The 25770-nt window shown below is 69.2% G+C and carries 18 protein-coding genes; 5 read left to right on the forward strand and 13 right to left on the reverse strand.

Features of this window, described 5'->3' with window-relative positions; genetic code table 11:
- The gene (locus tag Q5761_RS09900; RefSeq protein ID WP_135224236.1) at positions 1 to 1341 is read right to left on the reverse strand and encodes a restriction endonuclease subunit S; all 1341 of its coding nucleotides are present in this window, start codon (positions 1339 to 1341) and stop codon (positions 1 to 3) included.
- Complete coding sequence (locus Q5761_RS09905) at positions 1334 to 2884, reverse strand: class I SAM-dependent DNA methyltransferase (RefSeq protein WP_318750476.1); 1551 nt, start codon at positions 2882 to 2884, stop codon at positions 1334 to 1336. Before Q5761_RS09905 ends, Q5761_RS09900 begins: the two co-directional genes overlap by 8 nt.
- A gap of 486 nt (positions 2885 to 3370) precedes the next feature.
- Between Q5761_RS09905 and Q5761_RS09910 the strand changes: the two genes are divergently transcribed.
- Complete coding sequence (locus Q5761_RS09910) at positions 3371 to 6121, forward strand: DEAD/DEAH box helicase (protein ID WP_318750477.1); 2751 nt, start codon at positions 3371 to 3373, stop codon at positions 6119 to 6121.
- Between the two features lie 492 nt (positions 6122 to 6613).
- On the forward strand, positions 6614 to 7927 hold the full coding sequence (locus Q5761_RS09915; RefSeq protein ID WP_243123548.1) for a fatty acid desaturase family protein: 1314 nt from the start codon (positions 6614 to 6616) through the stop codon (positions 7925 to 7927).
- 167 nt (positions 7928 to 8094) lie between these two features.
- On the opposite strand, the gene Q5761_RS09920 is transcribed toward Q5761_RS09915, so the two are convergent.
- Positions 8095 to 8361, reverse strand: coding sequence for a hypothetical protein (locus Q5761_RS09920; RefSeq protein ID WP_135224240.1), 267 nt, complete (start codon positions 8359 to 8361; stop codon positions 8095 to 8097).
- A gap of 268 nt (positions 8362 to 8629) precedes the next feature.
- Complete coding sequence (locus tag Q5761_RS09925; protein ID WP_318750478.1) at positions 8630 to 9649, reverse strand: NAD(P)H-dependent flavin oxidoreductase; 1020 nt, start codon at positions 9647 to 9649, stop codon at positions 8630 to 8632.
- Positions 9650 to 10226: 577 nt separating this feature from the next.
- Here Q5761_RS09925 and Q5761_RS09930 point away from each other — a divergent pair.
- The gene (locus Q5761_RS09930; RefSeq protein ID WP_318750479.1) at positions 10227 to 11726 is read left to right on the forward strand and encodes a class I SAM-dependent methyltransferase; all 1500 of its coding nucleotides are present in this window, start codon (positions 10227 to 10229) and stop codon (positions 11724 to 11726) included.
- A gap of 135 nt (positions 11727 to 11861) precedes the next feature.
- On the opposite strand, the gene Q5761_RS09935 is transcribed toward Q5761_RS09930, so the two are convergent.
- A complete protein-coding gene (locus tag Q5761_RS09935) occupies positions 11862 to 14228 on the reverse strand; it encodes a thioredoxin domain-containing protein (RefSeq protein ID WP_135224243.1) in 2367 nt (788 codons plus the stop codon).
- Between the two features lie 383 nt (positions 14229 to 14611).
- Here Q5761_RS09935 and Q5761_RS09940 point away from each other — a divergent pair, with 383 nt between their 5' ends.
- Positions 14612 to 15319: a TlpA disulfide reductase family protein gene (locus tag Q5761_RS09940; protein ID WP_318750480.1), complete on the forward strand. Its 708-nt coding sequence runs from the start codon at positions 14612 to 14614 to the stop codon at positions 15317 to 15319.
- Positions 15320 to 15332: 13 nt separating this feature from the next.
- Here Q5761_RS09940 and Q5761_RS09945 read toward each other — a convergent pair whose 3' ends face one another.
- The 6 genes from Q5761_RS09945 to Q5761_RS09970 all read right to left on the reverse strand — a co-directional run bounded on the left by Q5761_RS09945 (position 15333) and on the right by Q5761_RS09970 (position 22792).
- Entirely contained in the window at positions 15333 to 16751 is a 1419-nt protein-coding gene (locus Q5761_RS09945) for a glycoside hydrolase family 5 protein (RefSeq protein WP_318750481.1), read from the reverse strand.
- 52 nt (positions 16752 to 16803) lie between these two features.
- Positions 16804 to 17628, reverse strand: a complete 825-nt coding sequence (locus Q5761_RS09950) for a carbohydrate ABC transporter permease (protein WP_318750482.1) — start codon at positions 17626 to 17628, stop codon at positions 16804 to 16806.
- A gap of 21 nt (positions 17629 to 17649) precedes the next feature.
- Positions 17650 to 18570, reverse strand: a complete 921-nt coding sequence (locus tag Q5761_RS09955) for a sugar ABC transporter permease (RefSeq protein WP_318750483.1) — start codon at positions 18568 to 18570, stop codon at positions 17650 to 17652.
- Positions 18571 to 18743: 173 nt separating this feature from the next.
- Positions 18744 to 20045, reverse strand: a complete 1302-nt coding sequence (locus Q5761_RS09960) for an extracellular solute-binding protein (RefSeq protein WP_318750484.1) — start codon at positions 20043 to 20045, stop codon at positions 18744 to 18746.
- 86 nt (positions 20046 to 20131) lie between these two features.
- Positions 20132 to 21715 carry a xylulokinase gene (gene xylB / locus Q5761_RS09965; RefSeq protein ID WP_318750485.1) on the reverse strand — a complete coding sequence of 528 codons (1584 nt, stop codon included), beginning with the start codon at positions 21713 to 21715 and terminating at the stop codon, positions 20132 to 20134.
- 9 nt (positions 21716 to 21724) lie between these two features.
- The gene (locus tag Q5761_RS09970; RefSeq protein WP_318750486.1) at positions 21725 to 22792 is read right to left on the reverse strand and encodes a sugar phosphate isomerase/epimerase family protein; all 1068 of its coding nucleotides are present in this window, start codon (positions 22790 to 22792) and stop codon (positions 21725 to 21727) included.
- Positions 22793 to 23175: 383 nt separating this feature from the next.
- Between Q5761_RS09970 and Q5761_RS09975 the strand changes: the two genes are divergently transcribed.
- On the forward strand, positions 23176 to 24435 hold the full coding sequence (locus tag Q5761_RS09975) for an ROK family transcriptional regulator (protein ID WP_318750487.1): 1260 nt from the start codon (positions 23176 to 23178) through the stop codon (positions 24433 to 24435).
- 223 nt (positions 24436 to 24658) lie between these two features.
- On the opposite strand, the gene Q5761_RS09980 is transcribed toward Q5761_RS09975, so the two are convergent.
- Entirely contained in the window at positions 24659 to 25225 is a 567-nt protein-coding gene (locus Q5761_RS09980; protein ID WP_318750488.1) for a thioesterase family protein, read from the reverse strand.
- A gap of 82 nt (positions 25226 to 25307) precedes the next feature.
- Positions 25308 to 25613 (reverse strand): metal-sulfur cluster assembly factor, encoded by a 306-nt coding sequence (locus tag Q5761_RS09985; RefSeq protein ID WP_135224250.1) that lies wholly within the window; start codon positions 25611 to 25613, stop codon positions 25308 to 25310.
- Between the last annotated feature and the right edge of the window lie 157 nt (positions 25614 to 25770).

Here is a 25770-nt window from a genome sequence, read left to right on the forward strand (position 1 = left end):
TCATTCCCGAGAGGCACCGGACGCCACTCCCTCCGTCTCGGGAAGGGACAGGTCCTTGACCCGAACTCGGCCAGTCATGAGGAGGTGGAGTAGTGTCTTAAACAGGGTGTCCAGGGCATGTATACGGGCTTCCTCCGCTTGAATCTTTAGATCTACTGCTGCGAGTAGATGGGCAATTTCCTCCTGTTCACGGAGTGATGGTAAGGGGATAAGAGAGGAACGTAAGGCCTCCAGTTGAAGATTGTATTTGCCATCTGCAGCCCGTTTACTGCAAGACGCAAAATTCACAACCTTACCACTGAGTAGAAGAAACAAGTATCTCTTATCTAACCTTTCTGTCGGCTGTACCTTAACTAAGAACGAAGCGAAGTAAACTTCGGGAAAAGGCATCTCATTAACAATCGCCACACGCCCAATATTGTCAACGCTACCACTTGAGCCAACCAGCAAAATATCGCCACTAAGTAAACGCTTAGAACTATTGGCCTTGCTCTTGATTCGATAAAGACCGTCAAATATTACTCGGCCATTTTTTATGTTAGGTATTGCAACAACCGGTACACCATTAGGATCTTCGTCTGATTTCCTCCACGAAATACCACGAATAAAGCTTGCCACATCACCAAACCTTACCACATCCCAATGCGTTGGTATCAACCCAACTTCCGTCTCCTTCAACGGCACCCGCGCGCCTTCTTCCACCGGCACCGGGCCGTAGGTGAACAAGTACCGCATGAGGCTCTTCTTCAGCTCCCGTGCGGCGGCGAGGACATTTTGGGTTGCTTCTTTAGCGCTCTTAACACAGCGAAGGACATAGGCAATAGCGCGTTGTTCAGTAAGAGGTGGTAAAGGCACCATAAAACGTTGGAGAACATCCTTTGTTATGCTGTTAAATATAGTTCCTGCTCCTTGACCTTCAAAAAATTTACCGGCGAATTTAAGATAGAAAAATAGGAAATCATTGTTCAGTTTATCATTTCCGTAAATACACGCAAGACCACGACCAATGCAGTAGTCAGTATCAGCAAGATTGACGTCACCAACCGGGGCTCTAACAGATATAAGCACCGACCCTTGACGCGCCACTTTTCGGGGAGCACAACACCACTTTACAGGTGTAGGAAATAGCTCGCCGAATTCTGCTTTGCCTTGGAGGAAAGGAAGACCCCTCCCGTCGGTGTTATACGTAGACGACGGCGGAGATTGCCCCATGGTAATACGGGCTGTTTCCCCTAAAGGTAATGCTTGCCAGTCACGTGGTAGTGGCCCCAGCTCCGTCATATTGAAATCCTCAGGAAGGTCTGCCGTTGCCTCGTCAGCCAGCTTCACCGTCTCAGCCACGGACAGCACCTCCCATCCCCAGGAATTGCAAGATCCTCTGCAGCTCCCGATCGGCCGCGGCTCTCTCTTCCTCTGCCTCCTGAAGCCGCAAGACCGCCTCATCCAGCGGAAGGACTTCCTCTCCGCCGTTTTGGACCACGTACCGGCCCGGCGAGAGGTTGTAGTCGTTGCGGGCGGCCTCTTCCAGGGTGATGATGGTGGAAAGCCCATCTTCCGCCGTCCACCCGTGATAGACCGAGGCTATGTGCTCAACATGCTCCTCGCTGAGATAGTTCTTCGGCCGCCCCTTCAGGAAAAGCTTTGAGGCGTTAATAAGTAGGATCTCGCGCGGGTGCTTCTTGGCCTTGTTGATCACCAGGATGATCCCGGGCGCCGTCGTGTTATAGAAAAGGTTCTCCGGAAGCAGGATCACAGCTTCAATCAGGTCCCGCTCGACGAAGGCCTTACGAATGTCTCGCTCCCGGCTCGACCCCTGGTTGCCGCTGCCCCGGCTCACCGCGCCGGTGTCCAGTACCACCGCCATGCGGCCGCCGTCCTTGAGGGCGGTGTACATGTGTTGGATCCATCCCCAGTCGGCGGTGGACGCCGGCGGTGTCCCGAACCGGAACCGGTCGAAGGGGTCATGCTCGTAAGTCTCCAGCGGGAACTTCTGGTTCCACATGGGATTGGCCGCCACCAGGTCGAACTGCTGTAGGCGCCCGTCTGGCGCCCGGAACGCCGGGCGGCGCATGGTGTCCCCGACCACGATGTCCGCCTCGATGTCATGGATGAAGGCGTTCATCCGGGCCATGGCAAAGGTCGTGGGTATCCATTCCTGACCGTAGACTTTCAAGGGAGCCACATGGGACGGCAGCTTCAGACGCCCGTTCTCCCGCACCCCGTAGCGTTCCAGAAGCCGCAGGTGGCACTTGATGAGCAAACCGCCGGAACCGCAGCAGGGGTCGTAGACCGTCATGCCAGGCTCCGGCTCCAGGATCCGGGCCATGAGGATGGCTACCTCGCGCGGCGTGTAGAACTCGCCGGCGCTCTGTCCCTGCCCCTCGGCGAACTTGCGTAGCAGGTATTCGTACGCCCGGCCCAGGATGTCCGGCTCGACGTCGTTCAAGCCCAGCCGGTGCCTGCTCAGCACCTCGATAAGCCGGGCCAGCGGTCCGTCGTCGATGATCCGTTGCCCGGCGGCGGTGGCGTTGAAGTCCACGGCGTCGATGACGCCTTGCAGCTTCGGGTTCTCCCGCGCCACCGCCCGCACAACATCCGTCAGGTACTCGCCCAGGCCTGTGGTGCGCCGGCGGATGGCGTCCCAGCGGGCTTCAGGCGGAAGGTAGAACCGCACCAGCCTGTGGTCCTGCTCCACCAGCCGGGCCGCCGTCTTCACGTCCCCGAACTCGTGGGCCAGGTGCGCCACCTCGTCCTCGAACACGTCCGAGAGCCGCTTAAGGAAGATCAATGGTAAGATGTAATCCTTGAACTTCGGCGCGTCCACCGCCCCGCGGATCGAGCAGGCCGCTTCCCAAAGCCAGTTCTCCAGAGTGGAGAGCTCCATGGTGCCACCTCCACACACCTCGGGACCGTAACGAACCACACGGGCGGCTCTCGACTTGGGTTCGTCCGCGGATCCCATACCCCAAGTATCGGGGTGCCTACCCGAGCCGGCAAGCCCAGTTGCCTCCCTACTGCAGGTCCCCGAACGTGATATCCCGCGGCTGATCGAGCCTGGTCCCGGATGCAGCACCTCGCGAAGACCAAGCAAGAATGTCGCGGGGCGTAAGACTTACGTCCCCCGATCCCCCGGCCATCCCCCAGGAACCACCCACGTCACCGTTTTGCTGTTGGCCAGGCTCCGCCGCCCCGTGGTCCTCTCGTCGTCTCCCAGCACCATGTCGAGCAGAGAGCGGACATCCCCCCCGTCGCCGCCTCCAGTGAGTACATGACACGATTTGTCATCGTCCTGTCCGTACGATGTAGTCGGAGCCCGCCATCGCCTCGGTGGCTCCGAGTCGTGGCTTGGCGCCGGAACGGAGGGTTGGGGATGGAACAAGGAGACAGCGCCCCGCTCCTGCACCTTTTGCAACAGCACGGCTTTCGTGTCGTCTACCGGACCCGCCGGCCTGGACGAACCCAGGAGGTCTTCCCCTTCGACCGGCTCGGCTTGACGGAAGCGACCTGCCGGTTTCTGGCCGCCCGGGCGCCCCAAGGTCTGTACCTGCACCAGGTCGAGGGCATCACCCGCAGCCGCAGGGGCGCGGACGTCGGCGTCACGGCCCGCACGGCTTCGGGGAAGACGCTGGTGTTCCAAGCGGTGGCTGTCGAACACCAGGCGCGCGATCCACGGGCTCGGATCCTGGCCGTCTACCCGCTCAAGGCGCTCGCCCGAGAGCAGGAGGCACGCTGGCGACAGGCGTTTCAGGCAGCAGGATTGGACCCCGCGACCGTCGCCCGGATCGACGGCGACACCCACGCTGCGGAACGGTTGCAGCAGCTGCGCCGGGCCACGGTACTGCTCGCGACCCCGGACATCCTGCACGCGTGGCTCGTCCCCAACGTCGGCGACAACACCGTGTGGTCGTTTCTCACCACACTCCGTCTGGTCGTGGTTGACGAGGTCCATGTCTACACCGGGGTGTTCGGCTCCAACGCCGCCATGCTGTTCCGCCGTCTCGAGCACGTATGCGCGCTGGGAGAGCGGCGTTACCACTACCTGGCGGCGTCGGCGACGGTGCGCGACCCCCACCAGCACTTCAGGGCCCTCTTCGGCCGGCCCTTCGACGTCATCGACGACACCTTCGACACGTCGGGCCAACACGAACTCGATCTCATCCTCGTCGAGACCTCGGCGACGGAAGACCTGATGAGCCGCCTGTCTGCCTTTCTGGCGGGGATCGTCCGCTCCACGGACCACCGGTTCATCGCCTTCGTCGACAGCCGCAAGCAGACGGAACTCCTCGCAACCATCATCAAGCGGGAGCGTGCCGGGGCTCGGGGCGGAGATGGAAGTGGGGAGGCAAGCGTGGACGGCATCCTCGAGGATGGAGGGGATGGAACGGGCAGCCTCGGAGTGGTCGAACCCTCCGCGGACCGCCGCAAGGGGCGCCGCGGCCACGAGTGGACCGCTCTCGACGTGCTGCCTTACCGGGCCGGCCTCGAGGAGGAGGATCGCGCGCTGATCGAGCAGCGCCTGGCCACGGGCAACCTACGCGGTATCATCAGCACCAGCGCGCTGGAGCTCGGCATCGACGTCCCCCATCTGGACGTGGGGGTGCTGGTCGGGGTGCCCCACTCGGCGACCAGTCTGCAACAGCGGATGGGACGCATTGGGCGACACGGTCCGGGCACGGTCATCATCGTCAACAACCGGGACTTCAACAGCGAGATGGTCTTTCGACACCCGGAGACCATCTTGAACCTCCCCCCGGCGGAGAGTGCCCTCTACCTGGAAAACCAACGCATTCAGTACATCCACGCCATGTGCCTGGCGCGTCCGGGGGGCGAGCACGACCAGGCCGCCATCCGTGCCGGACGCACCGAGGACGGGGCAGACTTCTCATCACCCGTGGATTGGCCGGAAGGCTTCCTCGAACTGTGCCGCCGGGAACGCGTGGGTGCGACGCCACCCAATTTACAGCCCATGAAGGTGGAGGCCGGGGATACCCCCCATGCCGTGTTCCCCCTGCGGGACGTGGACGCCCAGTTTCACATCGAGCTCCACGTAGGCTGGGAACGAGAGGATCTGGGTTCGATCTCGCATGGGCAGTTGATGCGCGAGGCCTATCCCGGCGCGATCTACTACTACTTGACCCAGCCCTACCGGGTCACCCAGGTCCACCGCACCCGGCGCGTGGTCAAGGTTCGCCGCGAACACCGTCACTACACGACCCGGCCTCTCGGCCCGATCTCCATCGTCCGGCCGTACCTGCAACCCGGCGAGGTCTACCGCGCGAAGCGCTGGGGCGAGCTGGTGCTGCTCGAGACGCAGGTGCAGATCCAGGAGAAGGTCGAAGGATACCGGGAACGCAGGGGCAGCACCGAGATCACGGAGCGGTATCCCCTGCCGTTGGAGAAGGGCTACTTCCGCCAGCCGGCCTTCACCCGGTACTACTACACGACAGGCGTCGTCCTCTTTCACCCCGGCTTACAGGACGATGTGGAACTGACCCGGCTCGCTCAACGGATCTACGATGCCTTCCTGCTGATTCTGCCCTTCGAGCGCCAGGACATTGACTATGCTGCCGGCCAGTTGGGCGGCACGCCGCCCCGTCCCCTCTACCCCGGCGCCCGCTTCATCGCCATCTATGACCAGACCTATGGCAGTCTGCGGCTCAGCGGGAGGCTGGCCGAACCCGAAGTGGTACGCCAGGTCCTGGCCAAGGCCGCCGAATCCGTCGATGTGTCCGGAGGTCTGAGCCGAACCAGCGCCGCCTGGCTCGAAGAGGCCCGGCGAATGGCGGAGACCCACGTGCCCGTCGATGTCCCGGAGCTGTTGACTCCCGAAGCCGCACTGACCCAGGAACCGTCGGACGACCACGTCGTCGAGGTCATCCTCCCAGGCAGCGTCGGGCTCGACGCGATGCGCAACCATGAGGAGTTCTTCGTCGAGGCGGTCGTGTTCAATGCCGTAGCGGGAACGCTCTGTTACCGAGGCCGCCACGCCTCGACACCCGCCGGCGACCCCACCCTCATCACCTTGGTACCTGTGACCAATCTGATCCCTATTCACGGAGAGAGCCGCCTGGGCCTGTACAACCTGATGGATGGCACCATCACGCCACGGTCTTCATCCTGAATGCGGTACATGGCCCGGGCGTTGCCGGTCGTGGATCACGCGAACCGGCCTGCCGTCCCGTAGACACGCCCGCGTGGCTCCCCACGGGCTGCGGACGTTGGGGATAAGCCGACCAGCGGCCGTGGGAAGTCGGGATCCCCGCGGCACGTTGGAACGCGTCACTTGGCACACGTGAAACCTGGAGGTTTCCCCAGCTCTCGCCCCGCCACAGGCCGGCGGGCCGCGCCTGGTGGCAACAGCCCAGTAGACCGGGCCTCACCGATGACATAGAATGAAGAGACTCGTCGCGTGGCCGCCGGCTCGGGGCGAGGAACACGCGGTGCGGGAAGCACGCCGGGAGTCGAGCCCGTCAGGCCTGCGCTGCCAACGAAAGGACCCCGAGACATGCCGACGACGCCGGAACCGCAGCGCCGCCCCCACGGATCTCCCGAATCCATCCCCGAATCTCGCGAGGATCATGCCGGTGCGGGAGGAGACGCGACACGGGAAGGGATGCCCAAGCTCCTCCCCGCGGCCACGCCCGCCGCAACGGTTACGGCCTCCATGGCCGCGGCCTCCCTTGAGGCAGCCCTCAAGCCCCTGGGCGAGTACACCCGCACCTTGAAGGGCGTCTTGCCCCGGCACATCTTCCAGCCCGAGCCGTGGCGGATCCTCTGGTTGCTTCCGCTGCTGGCCGTCGCCGTGGCGGCCATCGTCGCGGTCACCCGGTTCGACCTGCACTGGGGCATCGACCTGGCCCTGGCGGTGGTCATCGGCCAGGCCTTCGCCAGCCTGGGCCTGTTCGGCCACGAGGTGCTGCACGGCAGCGTGGTGCGCACGCCCTGGCTGCGCAACCTGGCCGGCCAGGTCTGCCTCTGGCCCTTCGCCATCGGGCCGCGCCTGTGGCGGCGCTGGCACAACGTCGAGCATCACGGCCATACCCAGGAGCACGGCGAGGACCCCGACGCCATGCACACCCTGGAGGAGTTCCACGCCCGCCCGGCCCTGCAGTACGTCTACCGCATCGCGCCGCCGGTGCGGGCGGTGCTGACGCTGCTCTCCCTCAGCGTGTGGTTCTCGCTGCACTCCGTCCAGATGCTGCGGCGCTTCCTGCCCGAGATGCCACGCCGCGAGCGGCCGGTGGTGGTGGCCCAGTTCCTCCTGCCGGTGGCGAGCTGGGTGGCCCTCGGCGCCTGGATGGGGTTCGGTGACTGGGTGTTCGCCTACCTGGTGCCGCTGCTGGTCGCCAACTTCACCGTCATGAGCTACATCGTGACCAATCACCTGCTGAGCCCGCTGACGCCGGTCAACGATCCCCTGGCCAACAGCCTTTCGGTCACGGTCCCAAGGTGGGTCGACGTCCTGCACTTCAACTTCTCGCACCACACGGAGCACCACGTGTTCCCCGGCCTCAGCAGCAAGTACGCGCCGCTGGTCAAGCGGTGGTGCAAGACCCTGTGGCCGGAGCGGTATCACGAGATGCCCCACTGGCGCGCCCTGTGGCTGGTCTGCACGACGCCGCGGGTCTACGAGCGGCCGACGGCCCTGATCGACCCGGTGCGGCAGCAGGCATACCCGGTTCTCGGCCACGGGCTCGAGCGGTTGGCCGGGGCCGGAACAGGGAACCGCGCGCACTCCGTGCCCGCCCCAGTGCCCGTGTCCGCCGGCTTGACGGATGGCACGCAGCTCTCTCCGCCCGCCGCCCCTGCGTCCGACACCGCTCCTCCGCAATCACCGGGGCCGTCCGCGGAACGGCCTGCGACGCGCACCGCAGATCGCCGCAACCGCCGTCGTGGCGGCGTGGCGCCCAGGACAACCACGCCGTGACCGTTACGGCCGCGGAGGGCGGGCGAAGGCTATGTGAAGATTTGGACGGCATTCCTCCATGCATGCCGGCGACCGGCATGGCAAGGCGAGGCGGGCCCGGGTTCCCGCGCGCTGGTCCGCCGGCCGTGCGCGAGGCGTCGGCCCAGCGACGCGGAACCCGCCCGGGGTCAATCGGGCAGCCGCAGGAGCCGCCGGGCTAGCTTCTGTGAATCCGTGAGCTCGTCCGGCAGGCGCAGGTAAAGGGCGACGTCCAGCACGACGAGAGCCAGCGCGAGGGCGAGGTAGCCCCATCCGACGCGGTCGCGGATCAGAAGGGGCTTGAGCAGGACGAAGGCAATGGCCAGCTGCACCCGCACGACGAGGCCCACCACCGCCCACTGGGCGAGGGCGAGCATCACTGCAAGCGGCATCAAGAGCCGTTGTCGCAGGGTCATGCCAGGTACCTCCCCGTCCCTCCGCCTTCGACCGGTTGCGCCCCGCTCCGGGTGGTTGCAGGGAAGGGCTCGGTGACCGCTCGGTGATCGTCCTGCGCACCGGGCTGGTCACCCACGCCCAGCGCACCGCACCCGGGCGTAGGAGGCCCTGCGTCGCCCATGGGCCACCGAAGGTGGGGGACAGTACGAAGTTCCCCCGCGCGGCTGCACGGCGTGGACGCCCTCAGGCAGGCGACCTTCCGCACCTTCGCCCCTGCGGACCCCACCTTCACGCCCCTGGGGAACCCGCACCCGGTTCCTGGCGGGCGAGGCGCCTGGTGACTTCCCCTGCCGGCGCCTGCAGCCGCTCCGCGGCCTCCCGCAAGGCCAAAGCGGCCTCGTCCACCATGCGCCGCAGCAGCTCGGCCACGGGCGGGATGTCGCGGATCAGGCCCACCCCCTGGCCCGCCCAGACGAAGCCCTCGTCCAGCTTGCCCTCCAGGGCCGCCCGGGTGTTGGCCCGCCCCGAGATCAGGGGCAGGAGCTCTTCGAGCCCGGCGCCGCGGGCCTCGGCCTCGAGGATCCGTTCCGCCCAGGGGCCCCGCAACACCCGGCCCGGACGGCCCAGGCTGCGCTCGATGACCACCGTGTCCGTCTCCCGCGCCTCCACCAGCGCCTGCTTGTAGGCCGGGTGGGCCGGGCACTCCACCGTGGCGACGAACCGGGTCCCCATCTCGATGCCGTCCGCCCCCAGGGCCAGGGCCGCCGCCAGGCCCCGGCCGTCCACGATGCCGCCGCTGGCCAGCACGGGGATCTTCACGCTCTCGACCACCCGTGGCACCAGGACCAGGGTGCCGATGTCGTCCCGCCCGATGTGGCCGCCCCCCTCGACGCCGACGGCGATGACCGCGTCGGCGCCCAGCGCCTCGGCCTTCTGCGCCTGGCGCACCCCGGCCACCAGCACCATCTTGAGCACGGGGTGCCCCGCGAAGGCCTTGAAGAGCGGCTCGGGGTTGCCGCCGGTGACGCTGATGATCTCCACCCGTTCCTCGATGGTCACGCGGATGAAGTCGGACAGGTCCCGGTGACCGATGGCGAAGTTGACGCCGAAGGGCCGGTCCGTAAGCGCCCGGACGCGCCGGATCTCCTCGCGCAGGACCTCGGGCGACTCCATGGTGGCCGCCGTCAGCTGGCCCAGGCCACCGGCGGCCGAGACGGCGGCGCACAGCTCGCTGCGGGCCAGGTAGGCCAGGCCCCCCTGGACGATGGGCAGTTCCACGCCGAAGCGCTCGGTGAAGCGGGTCCGCACCGGGCAACACCCCTCCGGTTGACGGTTGGACCAGCGGGCCCGGTCCTCCCGGACCAACGGGTCGCCGTACCGGGTCGCCGCACCGGGTCGCCGTGGCCCGCCCCAAGAGGTTCCGTGCCCGCACCGCCGATTCCTTGCCCGGCGGCGATGCGCTACCCTGTTCCTGGCGGCCCGGCGGCGTTGCGCTACCCTGTTCCTGGCGGCGCGCCCCCGTCCCGTGCGGACGAACGCGGCCCCCGCGCCGCAGGCTGCGCAGGGCGGCCCGTTGGGCCACGCGTCCCGGGCCCTCACCTTGGGCCGCGTCAGGTTCCCCCGCGGGCGCACGCTACGCAGGGCGCCGTTGGGCCGGCGGAGACCTCCGTCCGGCCGGGGTGCTCCCCGGGCCGTCACGCCCCGTCGGTTCGGACGCCCCGGCGGGCCGGCTCCGGCGGGGAACCGGGGATCCTCGGGCCCACGGCTCCTGGGTCGGCCCCGCGCCGGTTCGTCCGGCCGAGGCGCCGCCCGGGTCCGATCCGAGCCGGGTGCCACGGGTCCGCGTGGGGGATCGGCGGACGCGACCGGCCAGGGAGGGTGGACCGTGCCGGGGAACCCCGAACTCGTGCGGCTGATCCACGAGGAGATCCGGCGCCACGGCGCCATCCCCTTCGCGCGCTACATGGACCTGGCCCTCCACCACCCCGAGCACGGCTACTACGCCCAGGAGCGGCCGCTCATCGGGCGGGAGGGGGACTTCCTCACCTCGCCCTCCTTCCACCCCGCCTTCGGGCGCACCGTGTGGCGGCAGGTGCGAGAGATGCTGGCGGTGCTCGGATTCCGGCCGGGCGCGTCGGCTGCGGCCGTCGGGCGCCCCCACGCCACCGGCGCACCGCGGGACCGGCGGGGACTGACGGGGGTCGTCGGCACGCTGCGCGATGGTGCCCGCCGGCGGCGCTCCCCGGCCCGCATCCTGGAGATCGGCGCCGGCGGGGGCCACCTGGCCCGCGACCTGCTGCTGGCGGCTCGGGCCGACGGCTACGGTCCCGGCGACCTGGAGTACGTCATCGTCGACGAGAGCCGCCGGCTCCAGGAGCGCCAGCGGGCGTTGATCGCCGCCGCCTGGCCCGAGGCGCCCGTGCGCTGGGTGCCGCGGGTGGAACAGGCCGGCCCCGTGCACGTCGTCCTGATGAACGAGCTCATGAGCGCCTTCCCGGTGCACCGCCTGGTGTGCAGGCCGGCGGAGCAGGCTGGCTCGGCCAACCCCCCGCCTGCGGGCATCGGGGTCCCGGCCGGCGGCGGAGCCGTGCCGGCCGCGATGGGTGGCGGGAGCGGCGGCCGCAGCGGCAGCCCGCAGTTTGGGGCCGGCGTCGGCGGCGTCCCCGGTGCGGGTCGGCGGCCACCGGGACGAAGCGGTGATCACCAGCACCCGTGCGAGTGGCGGGAGCTGTACGTCACGGTGCAGGACGGCCGGTTCGTCCAGGTGGAGGGGCCGGTCAGCGAGCCGCGGGCCGTGGAGATCCTTCGCCAGGAGGGGGTCGAGCCGCAGCCGGGCCAGATCGTCGACGTCAACGTGGCGGCGGGGGACATGCTGCGCACCATCGCCGGCGCCCTGGCGCCACGGGCGTTCGTCATCACCGTCGACTACGGCGGCCCGGCGGAGGTGGTCTACAGCCCCCAGCGGCCGCAGGGCACCCTCCGCGGCTACTACCGGCAGCAGGTCCTCGACGACCCCTTCGCCCGCCCGGGCGAGCAGGACATCACGGCCGACCTGGACTTCACCTACCTGCAGCGCGTCGGCCGCAGCCTCGGCCTGCGCGACCTGGGCCTGATCCCGCAGGGCGCCTTCCTGCTGAACCTGGGCATCGAGGAGGCCGAGGCCCTGCCGCTGGCCCGGAGGGCGTGGCAGGGGGACCTGGCGGCCGACCAGGAGATGCAGCGGGTGTACGCCCTGTACGCACCCGAGGGGTTGGGCGAGGCGTTCTGGGTGCTGATCCAGGCCCGGGGATTTCGCTGGCGCGCGCCGCGCCTCAAGGGCCTGCGATCCCCCTGGCCGACGCCGCCATCGCTGGGCGAGCTGATGGCCAAGGCCCGGCAAGCGTAGGCGCCCCCTGCCCCGCCCTGCCCTCGGTGTTCACCCGATGGACGCGGCCATCGCGCGTCCGCGCCTGCCACGGGCCGCCTTCGCCGGCCGAGACGCATCCCACCGCGAAGGACGACATCGCGGGCGCTGCCAAGGTCAGCCCACGCCCAGCGCCCGCCGCAGCCCCTCCCAGTCCGTCTGCGGCGGCGAGCAGGTGAAGTTGCGGCAGACGTACGCCACGGGCCGCCCGTCCACCGGGTCGCGTCCCTCCCACACCGCCCGCCGCTCGGTACCGGCGCCGGGCGACCGCACCGTCAAGAGAAGCCCCGGCAGGTAGTACCCGGCCAGCCGCCGGCGCCATTCGGCGATCACCGGCGCCGCCGGGTCGCCCACCAGGGTGACCTCGGTGTACCCCTCCAGCTGATCGGCTTGGAGCAGCACCGTGCTGGCCATGGCCAGCGGCTGCTCCTCCGCCATGGCCGCCGTCCGGCGCAGGTACGCCTCGGCCGTGCGCCGGTAGGCCGGATCCCCCGTGATCACCGCCAGCCGCGCCAGGGCCGAGGCCGCCGCCGCGCCTCCCGCCGGAACGGCCTGGTCGAAGAGCTCCACCGGTCGCACCAGGGGCGTCCCCGCCTCCTCGGGCGCGTCGTAGAAGACCCCGGCCGTCTCGTCCCAGAACCCGTCGATCATCGGCCGCGCCAGCCGATCGGCCTCGTCCAGCCACCGCGGGTCGCCGTCGGCGGCGTGGAGGGCCAGCAGCCCCTCCATCAGGAAGGCGTAGTCCTGCAAGAAGCCGGGCACGTCCAGGGGCCGGCCGCGGTAGGCGTGGAGCAGCCGCCCGTCCGGCCGTCGCAAGGTATCCAGGACGAACGCGGCCGCCCGGCGGGCCGCCGCGGCGTAGCCGGGTTCGTCCAGCACGGGGGCGGCCTGGGCCAAGGCGGCGATCATGAGGCCGTTCCAGCCCACCAGGATCTTGTCGTCGCGACCGGGCGGGGTGCGACGCCGCCGGGCCTCCAAGAGGCGCCGGCGGATGGACTCCAGGCGCCGGGTCAGCTCGGCGGGGTCGGTCCCGAGCTCCCGGGCCAACGCCGGCAGGTCCGCATCCGCCACCGCCCGGTAGAGCACCGTGGTCCCGTCCTCGAAGTTGCCCTCCTCGGTGACGCCGAACCAGCGGGCGGCCAGATCGGCGTCGTCAGGATCGCCCAGGGCCTCCCGCAGCTGGTCCGGCGTCCAGACGTAGTAGGCGCCCTCGCGCCCGTCGCTGTCCGCGTCCAGGGTGCTGATGAAGGCGCCCTCGGGCGCCGCCATCTCCCGGAGCACGAAGTCCAGGGTCCGCCGCGCCACCCCGGCGTAGAAGGGGTCGCCGGTGACCCGGTGGGCGTCGAGGTAGAGCGGCACCAGCTGCGCCTGGTCGTAGAGCATCTTCTCGAAGTGGGGGACGAGCCACGCCCGGTCGGTGGCGTAGCGGTGGAAGCCGCCTCCCAGGTGGTCGAACAGGCCCCCCATGGCCATGGCCTGCAGGGTGTGGAGGGCCATGTCCAGGTAGCGCTGGGCACCGCCGGGATCGGTGGACGGGGAGCTCGGGTCGGCCGGGTTCCGGGGTCCCGGGGCGGGCCCCGGGCCGCCGGCGGAGGGGGTGAGGTGGGCCGCAGCCGGGTCGGTCGCTCCCCGACGGCTCGAGAGCGGCGCCCTGGGTCCGAGCGCCCCCGCCCGCAGCAGGACCGCCACCCCCGTGGCGTGCGGGAACTTGGGCGCCCGCCCGAAGCCCCCGTATTCGGGGTCGTAGCTGCGGGCGATGCGGGACGCCGCCCGCTCGAGCCACCGCCGGGCCGCCTCGCGGGAGGGTCCCGTTCCTACGGGGATGGCGGCGACGGTCGCATCCGCCACCCGGCCCTCGCCCCGCGCCGCGCCTGGGTCTTCATCGCCCCCGGCCCGTCCACCGTCCCCGTCACCGGCCCCGGCCCGCACCGTTTCCGCCGGTTCGTCCGCGCCCGCCGGTCCCCCCGCCGAACGCCGCAGGATCTCCACGACGCGGTTGGCCACCCGCTCCACCTCGTCCCGCCGGTTCCGGTACGCGTCCAGCACGGCCTCGAGCACCTTGGGGAAGCCCGGCAAGCCGTGGCGGTCTTCCGGCGGGAAGTAGGTCCCGGCGAAGAAGGGCTTCAGGTCGGGCGTCAGGAACACCGTGAGCGGCCAGCCGCCGCCGGAACCCAGGATCTGGGCCGCCGTCTGGTACACCTGGTCGAGATCGGGTCGCTCCTCGCGGTCGACCTTGACGTTGACGAACCCGCGATTCATCCGCTCGGCGATGGCCGGGTCCTCGAAGCACTCCCGCTCCATGACGTGGCACCAGTGGCAGGCCGCATAGCCGATGCTGAGCAGGATGGGCCGGTCCTCGGCCCGGGCGCGCTCCAACGCTTCAGGGCCCCACGGGTACCAGTCCACGGGATTGTAGGCGTGCTGCTGCAGGTAGGGCGAGGCCTCGTGGATCAGCCGGTTGGGCCGTCGGTGCGGCGCGGCCATGGGACGGCCTCCCTTCTTCGCGGCTTCGGGTGGGCCGTTGGGGCCAGACGGGCCCGCGGTCCCCGGAGCGGCGGTGCGGCGGCGGCTCAAGCCGCCGGCACCGGCAGGGGGCGGGTGACGCCGCTGCGCCGGGTGCAGCCGCCGCCGCTCTTCCCATCGTATCATGCTCGCCGCCGATGCTCGCCGCGGCGGCCCTCGCCGGCGCTCCCCCTGCCCTCGGGCTGGGCGCCGGCCGTCCCCCTCGCGGGCCCGGGCGAATCCGGCCCGCACCCGAGCAATGGCGGAGACGGCGGGCGATATACTGAGGGCGAACGAATCGGCACGGGCACAAGAGGTGCGCTACCAAGGGGACGGGCGGCACCCGTCCCCCGAGGGGGATCGGCATGGGAGCGCGCCAGCGGATCGCGCTGACCGTGGGCCTGCTCTTGCTTCTGGCGGGGATCGCCCTCGCCACCGGCCTGGCGGGCCGCGTCGACCATGACCCCCGTGGGGCCGGTGCGAGCGAAGGCGCAGGGCCCGCGACGCCCGCGCCCGACGCGCCGTCCCCGGGCGGACCGCCCGGGGACTCCGGGGAGGCGCCCGGCGATGCCCCGGCGCCCGCGCCGGGTTCGTCCGTCCGGGCCCCCATTCCCCCGCCCCCGGGCACCCCGGTGGTGGCGCCCGGCACGCCCGCGCCGGACTTCGAGCTCCGGAACCTGGACGGGCGACCGGTTCGACTGTCGGACTTCCGGGGCAAGGTGGTCTTCCTCAACTTCTGGGCGAGCTGGTGCTACCCGTGCCGCCAGGAGATGCCCGAGATCCGGAAGTTGGTCGCGGAGGAACCCGACGACCTGGTGGTCCTGGGCGTCACCACCAGCGACAAGGCCAGCCCCCAGGAGATCAAAGACTTCGTGGAAACAAATGGATACGACTGGACGTTCGTCTACGATGAGGGGAGCCGCGTGGGACGGCTCTACCGCGTCACCTTCATCCCGACCAGTTACTTCATCGACCCGGGCGGCATCGTGCGGGCGCGATACATCGGACCGATGACCGTGGAGCAGATGCGCGAGTACGTCCAACGCGCCCGCACGGCCGGCGCGACGGAGTGAGGGCCCGGCCGACTCAGGTCGACCGCGGCGCCGGCGATCCCTTCAGGGCCGCCTCGATCACCTCGACCAGCCGCTGGCGGATCACGCAGTGGGAGAAGGCGAAGGCTTCGGTCATCATCTCCCGGATCTCGTTCGCCGTCAGGTCCGCGAAGCAGTTCACGTACAGCGGCGCCAGCTGGTTCGCGAAGTAGCTGAAGATGCCCCGTTCCACCAGTCCGCGGACGATGCGCTGCCGATCCAGGCTGAAGTCGTCGACCATGGCCATGGCGTCCTCGACCAGGGCGCGAACCCGCCCGACCAACCATCCCTCCTCCCGCGCCAGCCAGGCATCGGTCCCCAGGCGTCGCTTCAAGGCGAGAATCGGCCGGATTCGGCGCATGTACTCGCAGTTGGGATCCGAGACCGCCAGACCCTGGACGCCGACGTCCTTGTAGGTCCAGATCGTCCAGTGCTGGTCGTACGCGTTGAAGATGTCCAGCTGATCCGCCAGGGCTTTGAGCCGCGCCGCATCGCTGTTCGACCACTGGTTCACGGGGCCGTCGAAGAGGGCTCCGAACTCGCCGACCCATGCCGGATGGTCTTGCTCGATCAGCCATCGGCTGACCTCGAGGAACGTCCTCTCCATGAAGGAGCGGTCGACGTAGAGGTCACCGATCCAGCCGGGATACATGCGCGCCCGATGGGTGACGATGGTGTAGTTGTGCGAACTGAAGACGATGTTGTCCTTGAAGTCCACCTCGAGCCCCGCGAATTCACGGGAGAAGTTGTTCCCTTCGAGGAACACGATGTGATCGGGATCCACCTCGCGGATGGCGGCGATCCATTCGTTGTAGAGATCGTTGAGCATCTGGATGGAGGGCGCGTTGGGCTCGTTCAAGAGATTGTATCCCGCGACGGCGGGCTCCCCGCGATAGTGCCGCGCGATGTGTCGCCAGAGCTCACGCCCCCGGATCTGGTAATTCCGGTCGTGCCACAACAACGAGACGCCGTGGGCGTTGTCCGAGTGCCAGTGTTCGTTCTGCCATCCCGGAGCCGCATGCAAGTCGAGGATCACGTAGATGCCGGCCTCGCGCGCAGCCGCGATGGCCCGGTCGAGGTGATGGAATCCCCGTTCGTCGTACGTCCCTGGATTCATGTCGCTCTCGAACATGCGGTAGTTGAAGGGGATCCGCACGGCGGTCACCCCGATGCGCCGGAGGAAGGCAAAGTCGTCCGGACCGATGAAGGCGTCGCGGAATCCCTCGAAGAACGCGTGGTAGCGCTCCTCCCCCAGCTCCCGCCGCACCACCTGCCGCAGGTTGTCCTCGGTACCCAGATACCCCGCGATGAAGTTCTCCATGTTGAGCCATCCGCCGAAGCAAACCCCGCGCAGATGGACCGGTCGCCCCGAACCGTCGACGATGTGCTTGCCCTTCACCTGCAGAAGATCCATGACACCGACCTCCCGTCCCATGGCGAGGCGGAACCCGCAGCGTTCCTCCTCTTCATTCCTTCAGGGCCCCCGCGGTCAACCCGCTGATCAGATGCCGTTGCGCCAGGAGGTAGAACCCGATGGTCGGCAGGATGCCCAGCGTGACGAAGGCCATCACGAGGCCCCACTCCGTGCTGTATTGCCCCTGGAACTGCATCATCCCCAGCGGAAGGGTCCACTTGCTCTCGGTATTGATGACCAACAGGGGGAGGAGAAAAGCGTTCCAGCTGGACACCATGGTCAACGCCGCCACGGCGGCCAGCACGGGCTGGGACAGCGGAAGGACGATCCGCCAGAACAGGGTGAACCACGAGCAGCCGTCGATGATCGCCGCCTCCTGCAACTCATTGGGGAGCGAACGCATGAAGTCTCGAATGATCAGCGTGTTCATCGGCAGCGAGAAGGCAACCTGCGGGAGCACCACGCCCCAGAGGTTGTCCAGGAGCCCGACGTTGCGCAGCAGGAGATACAGCGGGAGCACGGCCACGGTGATCGGGAAGAGCAGGCCCATGTTGAGGTACCGAAACAGGAGCCTCCGGCCCGCAAAGGGAACCCGCGCCAGGACGAAGGCTGCCATGCTGGCGGCGAGGAGCGATAGCACGACGGTCCCCACCATGACCACCACGGAATTCCACAACATCCGCCAGAAGGACTCGCCCGTCAGGATGCCTGTGTAGTTCGCCCACTGGGGCGGTGACGGCAGACCGAAGGGGTTCACCAGCAGCTGACCGCTGTTCTTCAGTCCGTTGACGGCCGTGGCCACGACGGGAAACAGCATGACCACGCTGATCACCAGGGCCACGAGCGCCCGGAAGCTGGCGCCGATCCTGCGGCTCATGCCCACGCTCGCCCAACCCCCTCAGCGGTTTGCTGCGGTGCCGACGGCCGGCTCGAGGTCCCGCCCCATCACGTAACGCTGGTACAGCAGGGCGAAGACGACGCAGATCAGGAACAGGACCGCACCCACCGCGCTTCCGTACCCCATGGCGTACCGCTGGAAGCCAAACTTCACCAGGTACGTGGCCATCGTCTCGCTGGCGTTGGCCGGGCCGCCGTTCGTCATGATCCAGACCAGGTCGAAGTACTGCAGCGAGCCGACCACCGAGAGGTAGGCGCACAGGCGGAACGTGCTCCCAAGCAACGGCAGCGTGATGTGCCGTACCGTCTGCCAGCCCGAGCACCCGTCCAGGCTCGCCGCCTCCTCCAGCTCCCGCGGGATGCGCTGGAGGGCAGAGAGGAAGAGGACGAGATAGAGGCCCACGTACTTCCATGTGATCACCGCGAACAGTGCATACATGACCTTGTCCGGCTCGCTGAGCCACTGCTGGGGTTGCCAGCCAAGCCGGTTGGCCAGCGCGTTGACCAGGCCGAACTGCGGGTTGTAGATCTGCCGCCACATCACCGCCGTGGCCACGTCGGACAGCACGTAGGGAAGGAACAGCGCGGTCCGATAGAACGCCCGGCCGGGGATGGAGCGGCCGACCAACAGCGCCAGCAGGAGGGCCAGGGGCAGCTGGATGACCAGGGACAGGGCGGCGATGAGGAAGTTGTTGCCGACGGCGCGGCGGAACACCGGGTCGCGGACGATGTCGATGAAGTTGCCCAGGCAGACGAAGTCCGTCGGGCGGTTCAGCCCGTTCCAGTTGAAGAACGCATAGTAGAAGGCCTGGCCGATGGGCACCACGACGAAGACGGTATAGAGGAGCACGGCCGGGAGCGCGAACAGCAATCCGACGTACAGGGTTTCCCGTTTGATCGTGACGCCGACCCTCGGTCGCATCGATCTACCACCACAACCCCTGCGATCGTCCGGTCAAGGGGGGGCGCCGGCCGCCTCCCGTGGGGGTCGGCACGCGATCCAAGCGGTGCCGGGACCGCAGGCCGGCACCCCCGCCCTTCCTTCCTTGACCCGTCACCGGATGGCCCCCGGGGAGCGATGGGAGAGGACCACCGCTACCTCAGGGCCGCGGCCGCCGCCTCCTCGATGTGCTGGGCGACCTGTTCCGGCGTCATCTTGCCCGCCATCAGGTTCTGCACGGCATCGTTGACCGCGGCGGCCGCCGAAGGCGGGAGCACCTGGTCGTAGTACAACTGCAAGTACGAGGCATTGTTGCGGATCGCGACCAGCTCCTTCATCAAGGGGTCGGTCAGGTATTCCTCCGCCCCCTTGACCACCGGGATCACGAAGCCCTGCTCCACCATCGGCTTGAGGTTCTCCTTCTTCGTCAGGAACTTCAAGAAGTCGATGGCCTCCGGAGGCGCGTCGCGCCCCACCGCAATGGCGTCGCCGCCGCCCAGGACGTCCGCAGGGTCGCCCTGCCCGCCGGGAACCGCGGGGAACGGGAAGAAGCCGAGCTTGTCACCCAAGCCCTGTTTGTCCGTGGAGTTCTCCTTCTGGATCGCCGGTGCCCAGTGGCCCATGAGCTCCATGGCCGCCATGCCGTTCCCGACCAGGGCGGAGGCGTCCGCGTAGGTGGCGGAGAGGAACCCCTGTTGGAACGGCTCAAGCGCCAGCAACTCCTGAAGCTTCCTCCCCGCCTCCACGAAGGGCGCATCGGCGAAGGAGCCACCGGATCGCGTGTACGCCTTCTCGAACGCCTCCCGGCCGCCCAGCCGCAAAGCCAGGTAGGCCCAATAGAAGTGCCCTGGCCACTTCTCGCCCTCGCCAAGGGCGATGGGCGTGATCCCCGCGGCCTTGAGCTTCCTGACGGCATCCAGCAGCTCGTCCCAGGTCTTCGGCGGCGAGGTGATCCCGGCCTTGGCGAACAGCTCCTTGTTGTACCAGAACCCGACGATCCCGATGCTCAGCGGCACGCCGTAGTACCGGCCGTCCACCGCCATCATGTCGAGGAACGCCTTTTCAAAGGTGTCGCCCCAGCCGTCCTGCTGCAGGTCGGCGGTGATGTCCTTGACGAGCCCCGCCTTGGCATATTCCCGCAGCGTCCCTCCACCCCAGCTCTGGAACAGGTCGGGCGGACTGCCGGACTGCATCACCGCTGCGATCTTCTGCTTGAAGGCCTCGTTCTCGAGGACCGTGATCTCGATCTTGACGTTGGGATGCTGCTTCATGTACTCGTCGGCGATGGCTTGCAGCGCGTCGCCTCGCTGATCGGTCCAGATGTGCCACCACTCGATGGTCACCTGGCCCTCGGAAGCATCACCGTTGGCCTGGTCGCCGGTTCCTCCTCCGCATCCGGCGAGGATGGTGCTGAGCAGCGCGATCAGTGCCACCGCCCGACGAACCGAAGACCGCATGGACCCCACCCCTCCCGCAGATCACATCTCAACGTCGCACCCTGGCCTGCCCACGCCCCGCGCCCATATCCTCGCGAGGGCATCCGTCATCTCCCCTCGTTGGGTGGTCCGATCGGCGCCTCCCGAAAGACCGGCGCCACCTGGCGATACGCTCCGCGGTACGCCAGCAGCAGGGCCTCGTACAGCGACGGCCACGACGCCGGCGGCTCGGTCACGCTGCCCAGGCGCACCATCGCCTGGCACGCCGAGCGCACGTCGGCGAAGGCCCCCACGCCCACCGCCGCCAAGATCGCGGCCCCCAACGCCGGTCCCTCGTCGACGCCCAGGCGCCGCAAGGGAACCCCGAGGACCGCGGCGATGATCTCCCGCCAGACCTCGCTCTTGGCACCTCCCCCCATGATGCGGACCTCCGCCGGTTCCCCCGCCAGGCGCCGCACCAGGTCCAGGCAATCCCGCAACCCGAAGGCGATCCCCTCCAGGACGGCGCGGGCCAGGTGCTGGCGCCGGTGGCCGAGGCTCAGGCCGAGGAAGCTGCCGCGGACGAAGGGGTCGAAGTGGGGCGTCCGCTCGCCGGCCAGGTAGGGGAGGAAGAGGAGCCCCTCGGCACCGGGAGCGACCTCGGCGGCGTCCGCGGTGATCCGGTCGTAGACGTCGGCGCCCTGCCGGGCGGCCTCGGCGGCCTCGGCCGCGTAGAGGGCATCCCGCAACCAGCGCAGGGACCCGCCGGCGCTGAGCATGACGCCCATGGCATGCCACAGGCCCGGCACCGCGTGGCAGAAGCTGTGCACGGTCTTCAAGCTCTCGGGTTCCAGCCCTGGCGGTGCCGCGACATCGTCGGCCCTGGTGTGCACCGGCTCCTCGCTGGGCAGGAAGACCACCCCCGAGGTGCCGACCGCCACCGCGGCGATGCCGGGTGTGACCGCCCCTGCCGCCACGGCCCCCGCCGCCTGGTCGCCCGCTCCGGCCACCACGGGCGTGCCCGCGGCCAGCCCGGTCGCCCGCGCCGCCTCCTCCGACACGGCGCCCGTCACGTCGGCGCTCTCGTACAAGGCGGGGAGGATGCGCTCGTCGATGTCCAGGGCAGCGAGGATCTCCTGGGACCACCGCCGGCCGGCGACGTCCAGGAGCAGCGTCCCCGACGCATCGGTCACGTCGGTGGCGATCGCCCCGGTCAGGCGGAAGCGCACGTAGTCCTTGGGAAGGAGCAGGTGGGCCAGCCGGGCGTAGGCGTCGGGTTCGTGCTCCCTCAGCCAGAGGAGCTTGGGGGCGGTGAAGCCCGTCAGTGCCGGGTTGCCCGCCAGGGCGTACAGCCGCTCGCTCCCCACCCGCGCCTCGATGGCGTCGCACTGCGCCACGGTCCGCTGGTCGTTCCAGAGCAGGGCCGGACGGATCACCGCTCCGCGGCCGTCGAGGAAGACAGAGCCGTGCATCTGGCCGGTCAGGCCGACGCCCCGGATCGCCCCGGCGCCCACCTGCGCGACGAGGCTGCGCAGGCACCGGACGGCGCCGCTCCACCATTCCTCGGGATCCTGCTCCGTCCACCCGGGCCTCGGCATCGCGAAGCCGTATTCCGTGGTGGCCTCCGCCCGCACGACGCCTTCGGCGTCGACGGCCAGCGCCCGGCACCCGGTGGTCCCGACGTCGATTCCCACGAAGAGCTCGGCGGCCATCCGCCTCACCTACGAACGGCTGTACTTGGCCACGACCTGGCGCTCGAACTCCTCGTCGAGGCCGAAGGCCCGCCAGAAGGCGCGGTAGGCGCCCACCGCATCGGCGCGGGCCTTGGCCGCGGCCAGGGCCTCGTCATCCATGCGTTCGGCGATGGCCAGCAGGAACTCCAGCTGGATCACCGACTGGCGCACCGCGGCGATGGGGTCTTCCGTGTAGGGGTAGAGGTCGAAGCCGATGTACCCGTCGTAGCCGCCCTTGAGCAGCTCCCGCAGCAGGTCCACCTGCTGCTCGATGAACTGCGTGCCGACCATGTTGTCGTCGTCGAACGAGCCCCAACCCGAGTTGGCGTGCTGGTGCCCCAGGAGCCCCTCCGCCAGCAGCAGCCCGGCGTACTCGCCCAGGGGCTCGCCGTTCATGATCAGGTGCTGCCAGTCCATGTTGATCTTGACCCGTGAGACGTCGGTCCCCATCTCGGCCAGCTTCTTGATGATGAACAGGGCCATCCCGATGTTGCGCATGAGGATGCGCATGGCCGGCTCGCTGTTCTTGTGCTCGAGGAGGAACGTCACGCCCCGCCGGTTGGCGTGCTCCACCGCCTCCTGGATCCCCTCGATGAAGTGGCCCCACGTCCTGGCGTAGTCGCGCTGGAACGGGTAGTTGTACCCCTCGTTGCCCGGCCAGTAGATGAACCCGGCCCCCAGCGACGCGGCCAGGTCGATGCCGCGCTTGAGGTGTTCCACCGCCTCCCGGCGCCGCGCCGGATCCGGGTTGGCCAGGGCGCCGTACTGGAAGCGGGGGTTGGGCACCAGCCCGTAGCAGACCATGGCCACCTGGTGGTCCCGGCCGAGGATCTCCTGGATCTTCGCCGCGTTGTCCTCGTCGATCTCCGTCTCGTAGTGGAACTCGTACCCGTCCACCAGGGGGCCAAGGCCCTCCACGGCCCACTTCAGGCGCTCCGGCACGTCGCGGCTCCGCAGCTCCGGCTTGTATCCCCCGGGGACGAACCGGGTCACGGCGGGCCCGAAGGCCCAGATGCCCACGCTCGTCTTCCAGCGCTTGCGGCTGACCTCCAGCATCCCCATCCTCCTTCACGGTCGCCGGCCTGCGCGGTCCCCCGGTTCCGCGCCCTGCGATGCCCGGCCAAGGAGTTTGTTCACTAACCCAACTAACTACGTCGCAAGTTTTCTCCGGCTACTGCGGAATTCCTGCTACCGCATCCCCGGTCTGACGGAATCGATTCAACCGCCCCGACATGAACACGGAAACCCCGTGACGCGACTTGCCCACGAAACCGAGCCGTTCCCCGAGCGACGGCGCTCCACCGCGCCCCCTCCGCCACGCCCCCCTCTGCTATGATGGGGGCGACGGGACGGACGGGCGGCCGGGACGGCGACGACACCGGTCCGCGGACCGATCCGGACCCCACCGATCCGCAGACCGATCCGCAGGAGGAAGGGCATTGGTCTTCCGCACCGGTGACCAGACGCTGGTCAAGGCCATCAACCGGTCCATCGTCCTCAACCTGCTGCGCCAGCAGGCGCCCCTCTCGCGGGCCGACATCGCCCGGACCACCGGGTTGAACAAGGCCACGGTCTCGGCCCTGATCGACGAGCTCCTCGGCGAGCACCTGGTCGAAGAGGTCGGGGTCGGCACCGGACGGGTCGGACGACGCCCGCGGCTGCTCCGCCTCAACCGGGGTGCCGGGTTCGTCCTCGGCGGCGAGATCGGGGTCGACTTCCTGAACGTCACGGTGCTGGACCTGACGGGCCAGGTGGTCTGGAAGGTGCGGGAACAGGCCGACAACCGGCGCCGGCCCGCGGAGACCATGGCGCGGCTGGCCGAGCTCATGGCGGCGGCCGCCGCGCGCCAGCGGGACACCCCGCGGGGCCTGCTGGGCATCGGCATCGGCGTGCCCGGGCTGGTGGACCAGGAGCGGGGCGTATTGCTCTACGCGCCCAACCTGCGGTGGGAAGACGTGGCGGTCGGCCCCTACTTCGCCGAGCGCTTCGGTGTCCCCGTCCAGGTGGAGAACGAGGCCAATGCCGGGGCGATGGCCGAGGCGTGGTGCGGCGTCGCGCGCGGCACCCGGCACGCGGTCTACTACAGCGTCGGCATCGGCGTCGGCACGGGGATCATCATCCAGGGGGAGCTGGTCCGCGGGAGCGGCGGGATGGCGGGGGAGATCGGCCACACCACCGTCGACGTCACGGGTCCGCGGTGCGCGTGCGGCAACCGCGGCTGCCTCGAGGTCTACGCCTCGGAGGCGGCGCTGCGGCGGTTCTACCAGCAGCTGGCGGGGCCGCAGGCCGCGGATCGCGGCCGCCACGCCCGCGGCGAGGAGGCGGCCGATGCCCGGCCGAACGGGGCAGCGGGGACGGACGGCACCCCGCCCAGCACCCACGACATCGTCGAGGCGGCCAAGGGGGGCGACGCGGCGGCCACCGCGGCCCTGAACCGCGTCGCCACCTACCTCGGGGTGAGCGTCGCCAACGCCATCAACACCTTCAATCCGGACATGGTGATCATCGGGGGGCCGCTGGTGGAGGCGGGCCGGTTCATCCTGGAGCCGATCCGGCAGATCGCCACGGAACGCGCCCTCCCGTTGATGCAGCGCCGGACCAGGATCGTGCTGGCCGAGTGCGGCCCCGACGCCTGCGCCATCGGCGCCGGGGTCATGGCCCTGCAGGACCTGTTCCGGGTACGGGTCGTGACGGGGTGAGCGCGACGTCGTCACCGGGTGCGCGCCACCGTCCCCCGGATCCGGCGATGCGCCCCCGCCCGTTGGATCCGGCTGGAGCCCGCGATGCGTCCCCATCCGCGGGGTCCGGCTGGATCCGGCGATGCGCCCCCGTCCGCTGGGTCCGGATGGACGCCGCGATGCACCCCCAGGTGCGGGATCCGGTACGGCGACCGGAGGGAGGTCGGCGGCGGGTGCTGGCCTGTCAGTCCGCGACGGGCGCTCCCTCCACCAGCCGGTAGCGCTCCAGGGCGCGACGCCAGTCGTCGGGGAGGGGTGCGGGCCGCCCGGTGGGCCCCAGGTGGACGGCCACCACCCGCCCGCGGGCGAGTTCCTCCGCTTCGGGCAGCCGCACGACCCGGTGGCCGAAGGTGATGCTCGTCCGACCCAGCGCCTCGATCCAGGTCTGCACCTCCAACCGATCGTCGAACCGGGCCGGCGCGCGATAGTCGCACTCGGCGTGGGCGACCACCAGCGCCCCGATCCCGCCGCCCCTCTCGGCCCCGGCGCCGTTGCCGGACGAACCGGCCGACGCGGCGGTGGCCGCCGTGCCCTCCTCCGCCGTGGGCGCCGCAGCGCCCGCGGGGGCGAGCCGTCCCTCCGGCGAGGCGCCGCGCGCCTCCCGCAGCAGGTCGACCCGCCCGACCTCGAAGTAGACGAAGTAGTTCCCGTAATAGACCACCCCCTGCGCGTCCGTCTCCGCGAAGCGGACCCGCAGGGGGGAGCGCACCACCCGTCCTCGCATCGCATCCGGTGTCGCGCCGTCTGCCATCGGTCGTCCTCGCCCCCGCCGCCCTCCCGCGGCGGCGCCCCGCACCGCCTCTCCCCGCCACCATCCCCCGGTGGATGTCCGGTCAGAACCCCAGCAGCATCCGGGCCCGTTCCGACATCATGTCGGGCCGCCACGGCGGGTTCCACACCAGCCGGACGCGCGCCTCCTTGACCCCCTCCAGGCGCTCGATGGCCTGCTTCGCCTGGCTGACGATCTGATCGCCCAGGGGGCAGCCCAGCGCCGTCAGGGTCATGTCGACCTCCACGACGCCGTCGTCGTCGACCTCGCACCGGTAGACCAGCCCCAGGTCGACGACGTTGAGGCCGATCTCCGGGTCGATCACGTCGGTCAGGGCCTCCCGCACCTGTTCCTCGGTGACCTTGGCCATGGTCTCACCTCCCGCGCCGGCAAGCCGCGGTCCGCAGGCCGGGGCACGGGCGACCCCCGGCGACGGCCCGCGGCGGCCGGCTCACCCATAAGGATAACGCAACGGCTCCGCCCGTCGTGTATCCTAGGAGCGGGCCGCGCCGCCGCGGCGGCCGCCG

It is taken from the genome of Thermaerobacter composti (assembly GCF_033582035.1).
GTDB lineage: Bacteria > Bacillota > Sulfobacillia > Thermaerobacterales > Thermaerobacteraceae > Thermaerobacter > Thermaerobacter composti.

Coding starts and splice junctions, on each gene's coding strand:
- Q5761_RS09915 (WP_243123548.1), top strand. CDS start 6,614: ATGCCCAAGCTCCTCCCCGCGGCCACGCCCGCCGCAACGGTTACGGCC.
- Q5761_RS09960 (WP_318750484.1), bottom strand. CDS start 20,045: ATGCGGTCTTCGGTTCGTCGGGCGGTGGCACTGATCGCGCTGCTCAGC.
- Q5761_RS09955 (WP_318750483.1), bottom strand. CDS start 18,570: ATGCGACCGAGGGTCGGCGTCACGATCAAACGGGAAACCCTGTACGTC.
- Q5761_RS09905 (WP_318750476.1), bottom strand. CDS start 2,884: ATGGAGCTCTCCACTCTGGAGAACTGGCTTTGGGAAGCGGCCTGCTCG.
- Q5761_RS09970 (WP_318750486.1), bottom strand. CDS start 22,792: ATGCTGGAGGTCAGCCGCAAGCGCTGGAAGACGAGCGTGGGCATCTGG.
- Q5761_RS09920 (WP_135224240.1), bottom strand. CDS start 8,361: ATGACCCTGCGACAACGGCTCTTGATGCCGCTTGCAGTGATGCTCGCC.
- Q5761_RS09945 (WP_318750481.1), bottom strand. CDS start 16,751: ATGGATCTTCTGCAGGTGAAGGGCAAGCACATCGTCGACGGTTCGGGG.
- xylB (WP_318750485.1), bottom strand. CDS start 21,715: ATGGCCGCCGAGCTCTTCGTGGGAATCGACGTCGGGACCACCGGGTGC.
- Q5761_RS09910 (WP_318750477.1), top strand. CDS start 3,371: ATGGAACAAGGAGACAGCGCCCCGCTCCTGCACCTTTTGCAACAGCAC.
- Q5761_RS09980 (WP_318750488.1), bottom strand. CDS start 25,225: ATGGCAGACGGCGCGACACCGGATGCGATGCGAGGACGGGTGGTGCGC.
- Q5761_RS09935 (WP_135224243.1), bottom strand. CDS start 14,228: ATGGCCGCGCCGCACCGACGGCCCAACCGGCTGATCCACGAGGCCTCG.
- Q5761_RS09950 (WP_318750482.1), bottom strand. CDS start 17,628: ATGAGCCGCAGGATCGGCGCCAGCTTCCGGGCGCTCGTGGCCCTGGTG.
- Q5761_RS09940 (WP_318750480.1), top strand. CDS start 14,612: ATGGGAGCGCGCCAGCGGATCGCGCTGACCGTGGGCCTGCTCTTGCTT.
- Q5761_RS09985 (WP_135224250.1), bottom strand. CDS start 25,613: ATGGCCAAGGTCACCGAGGAACAGGTGCGGGAGGCCCTGACCGACGTG.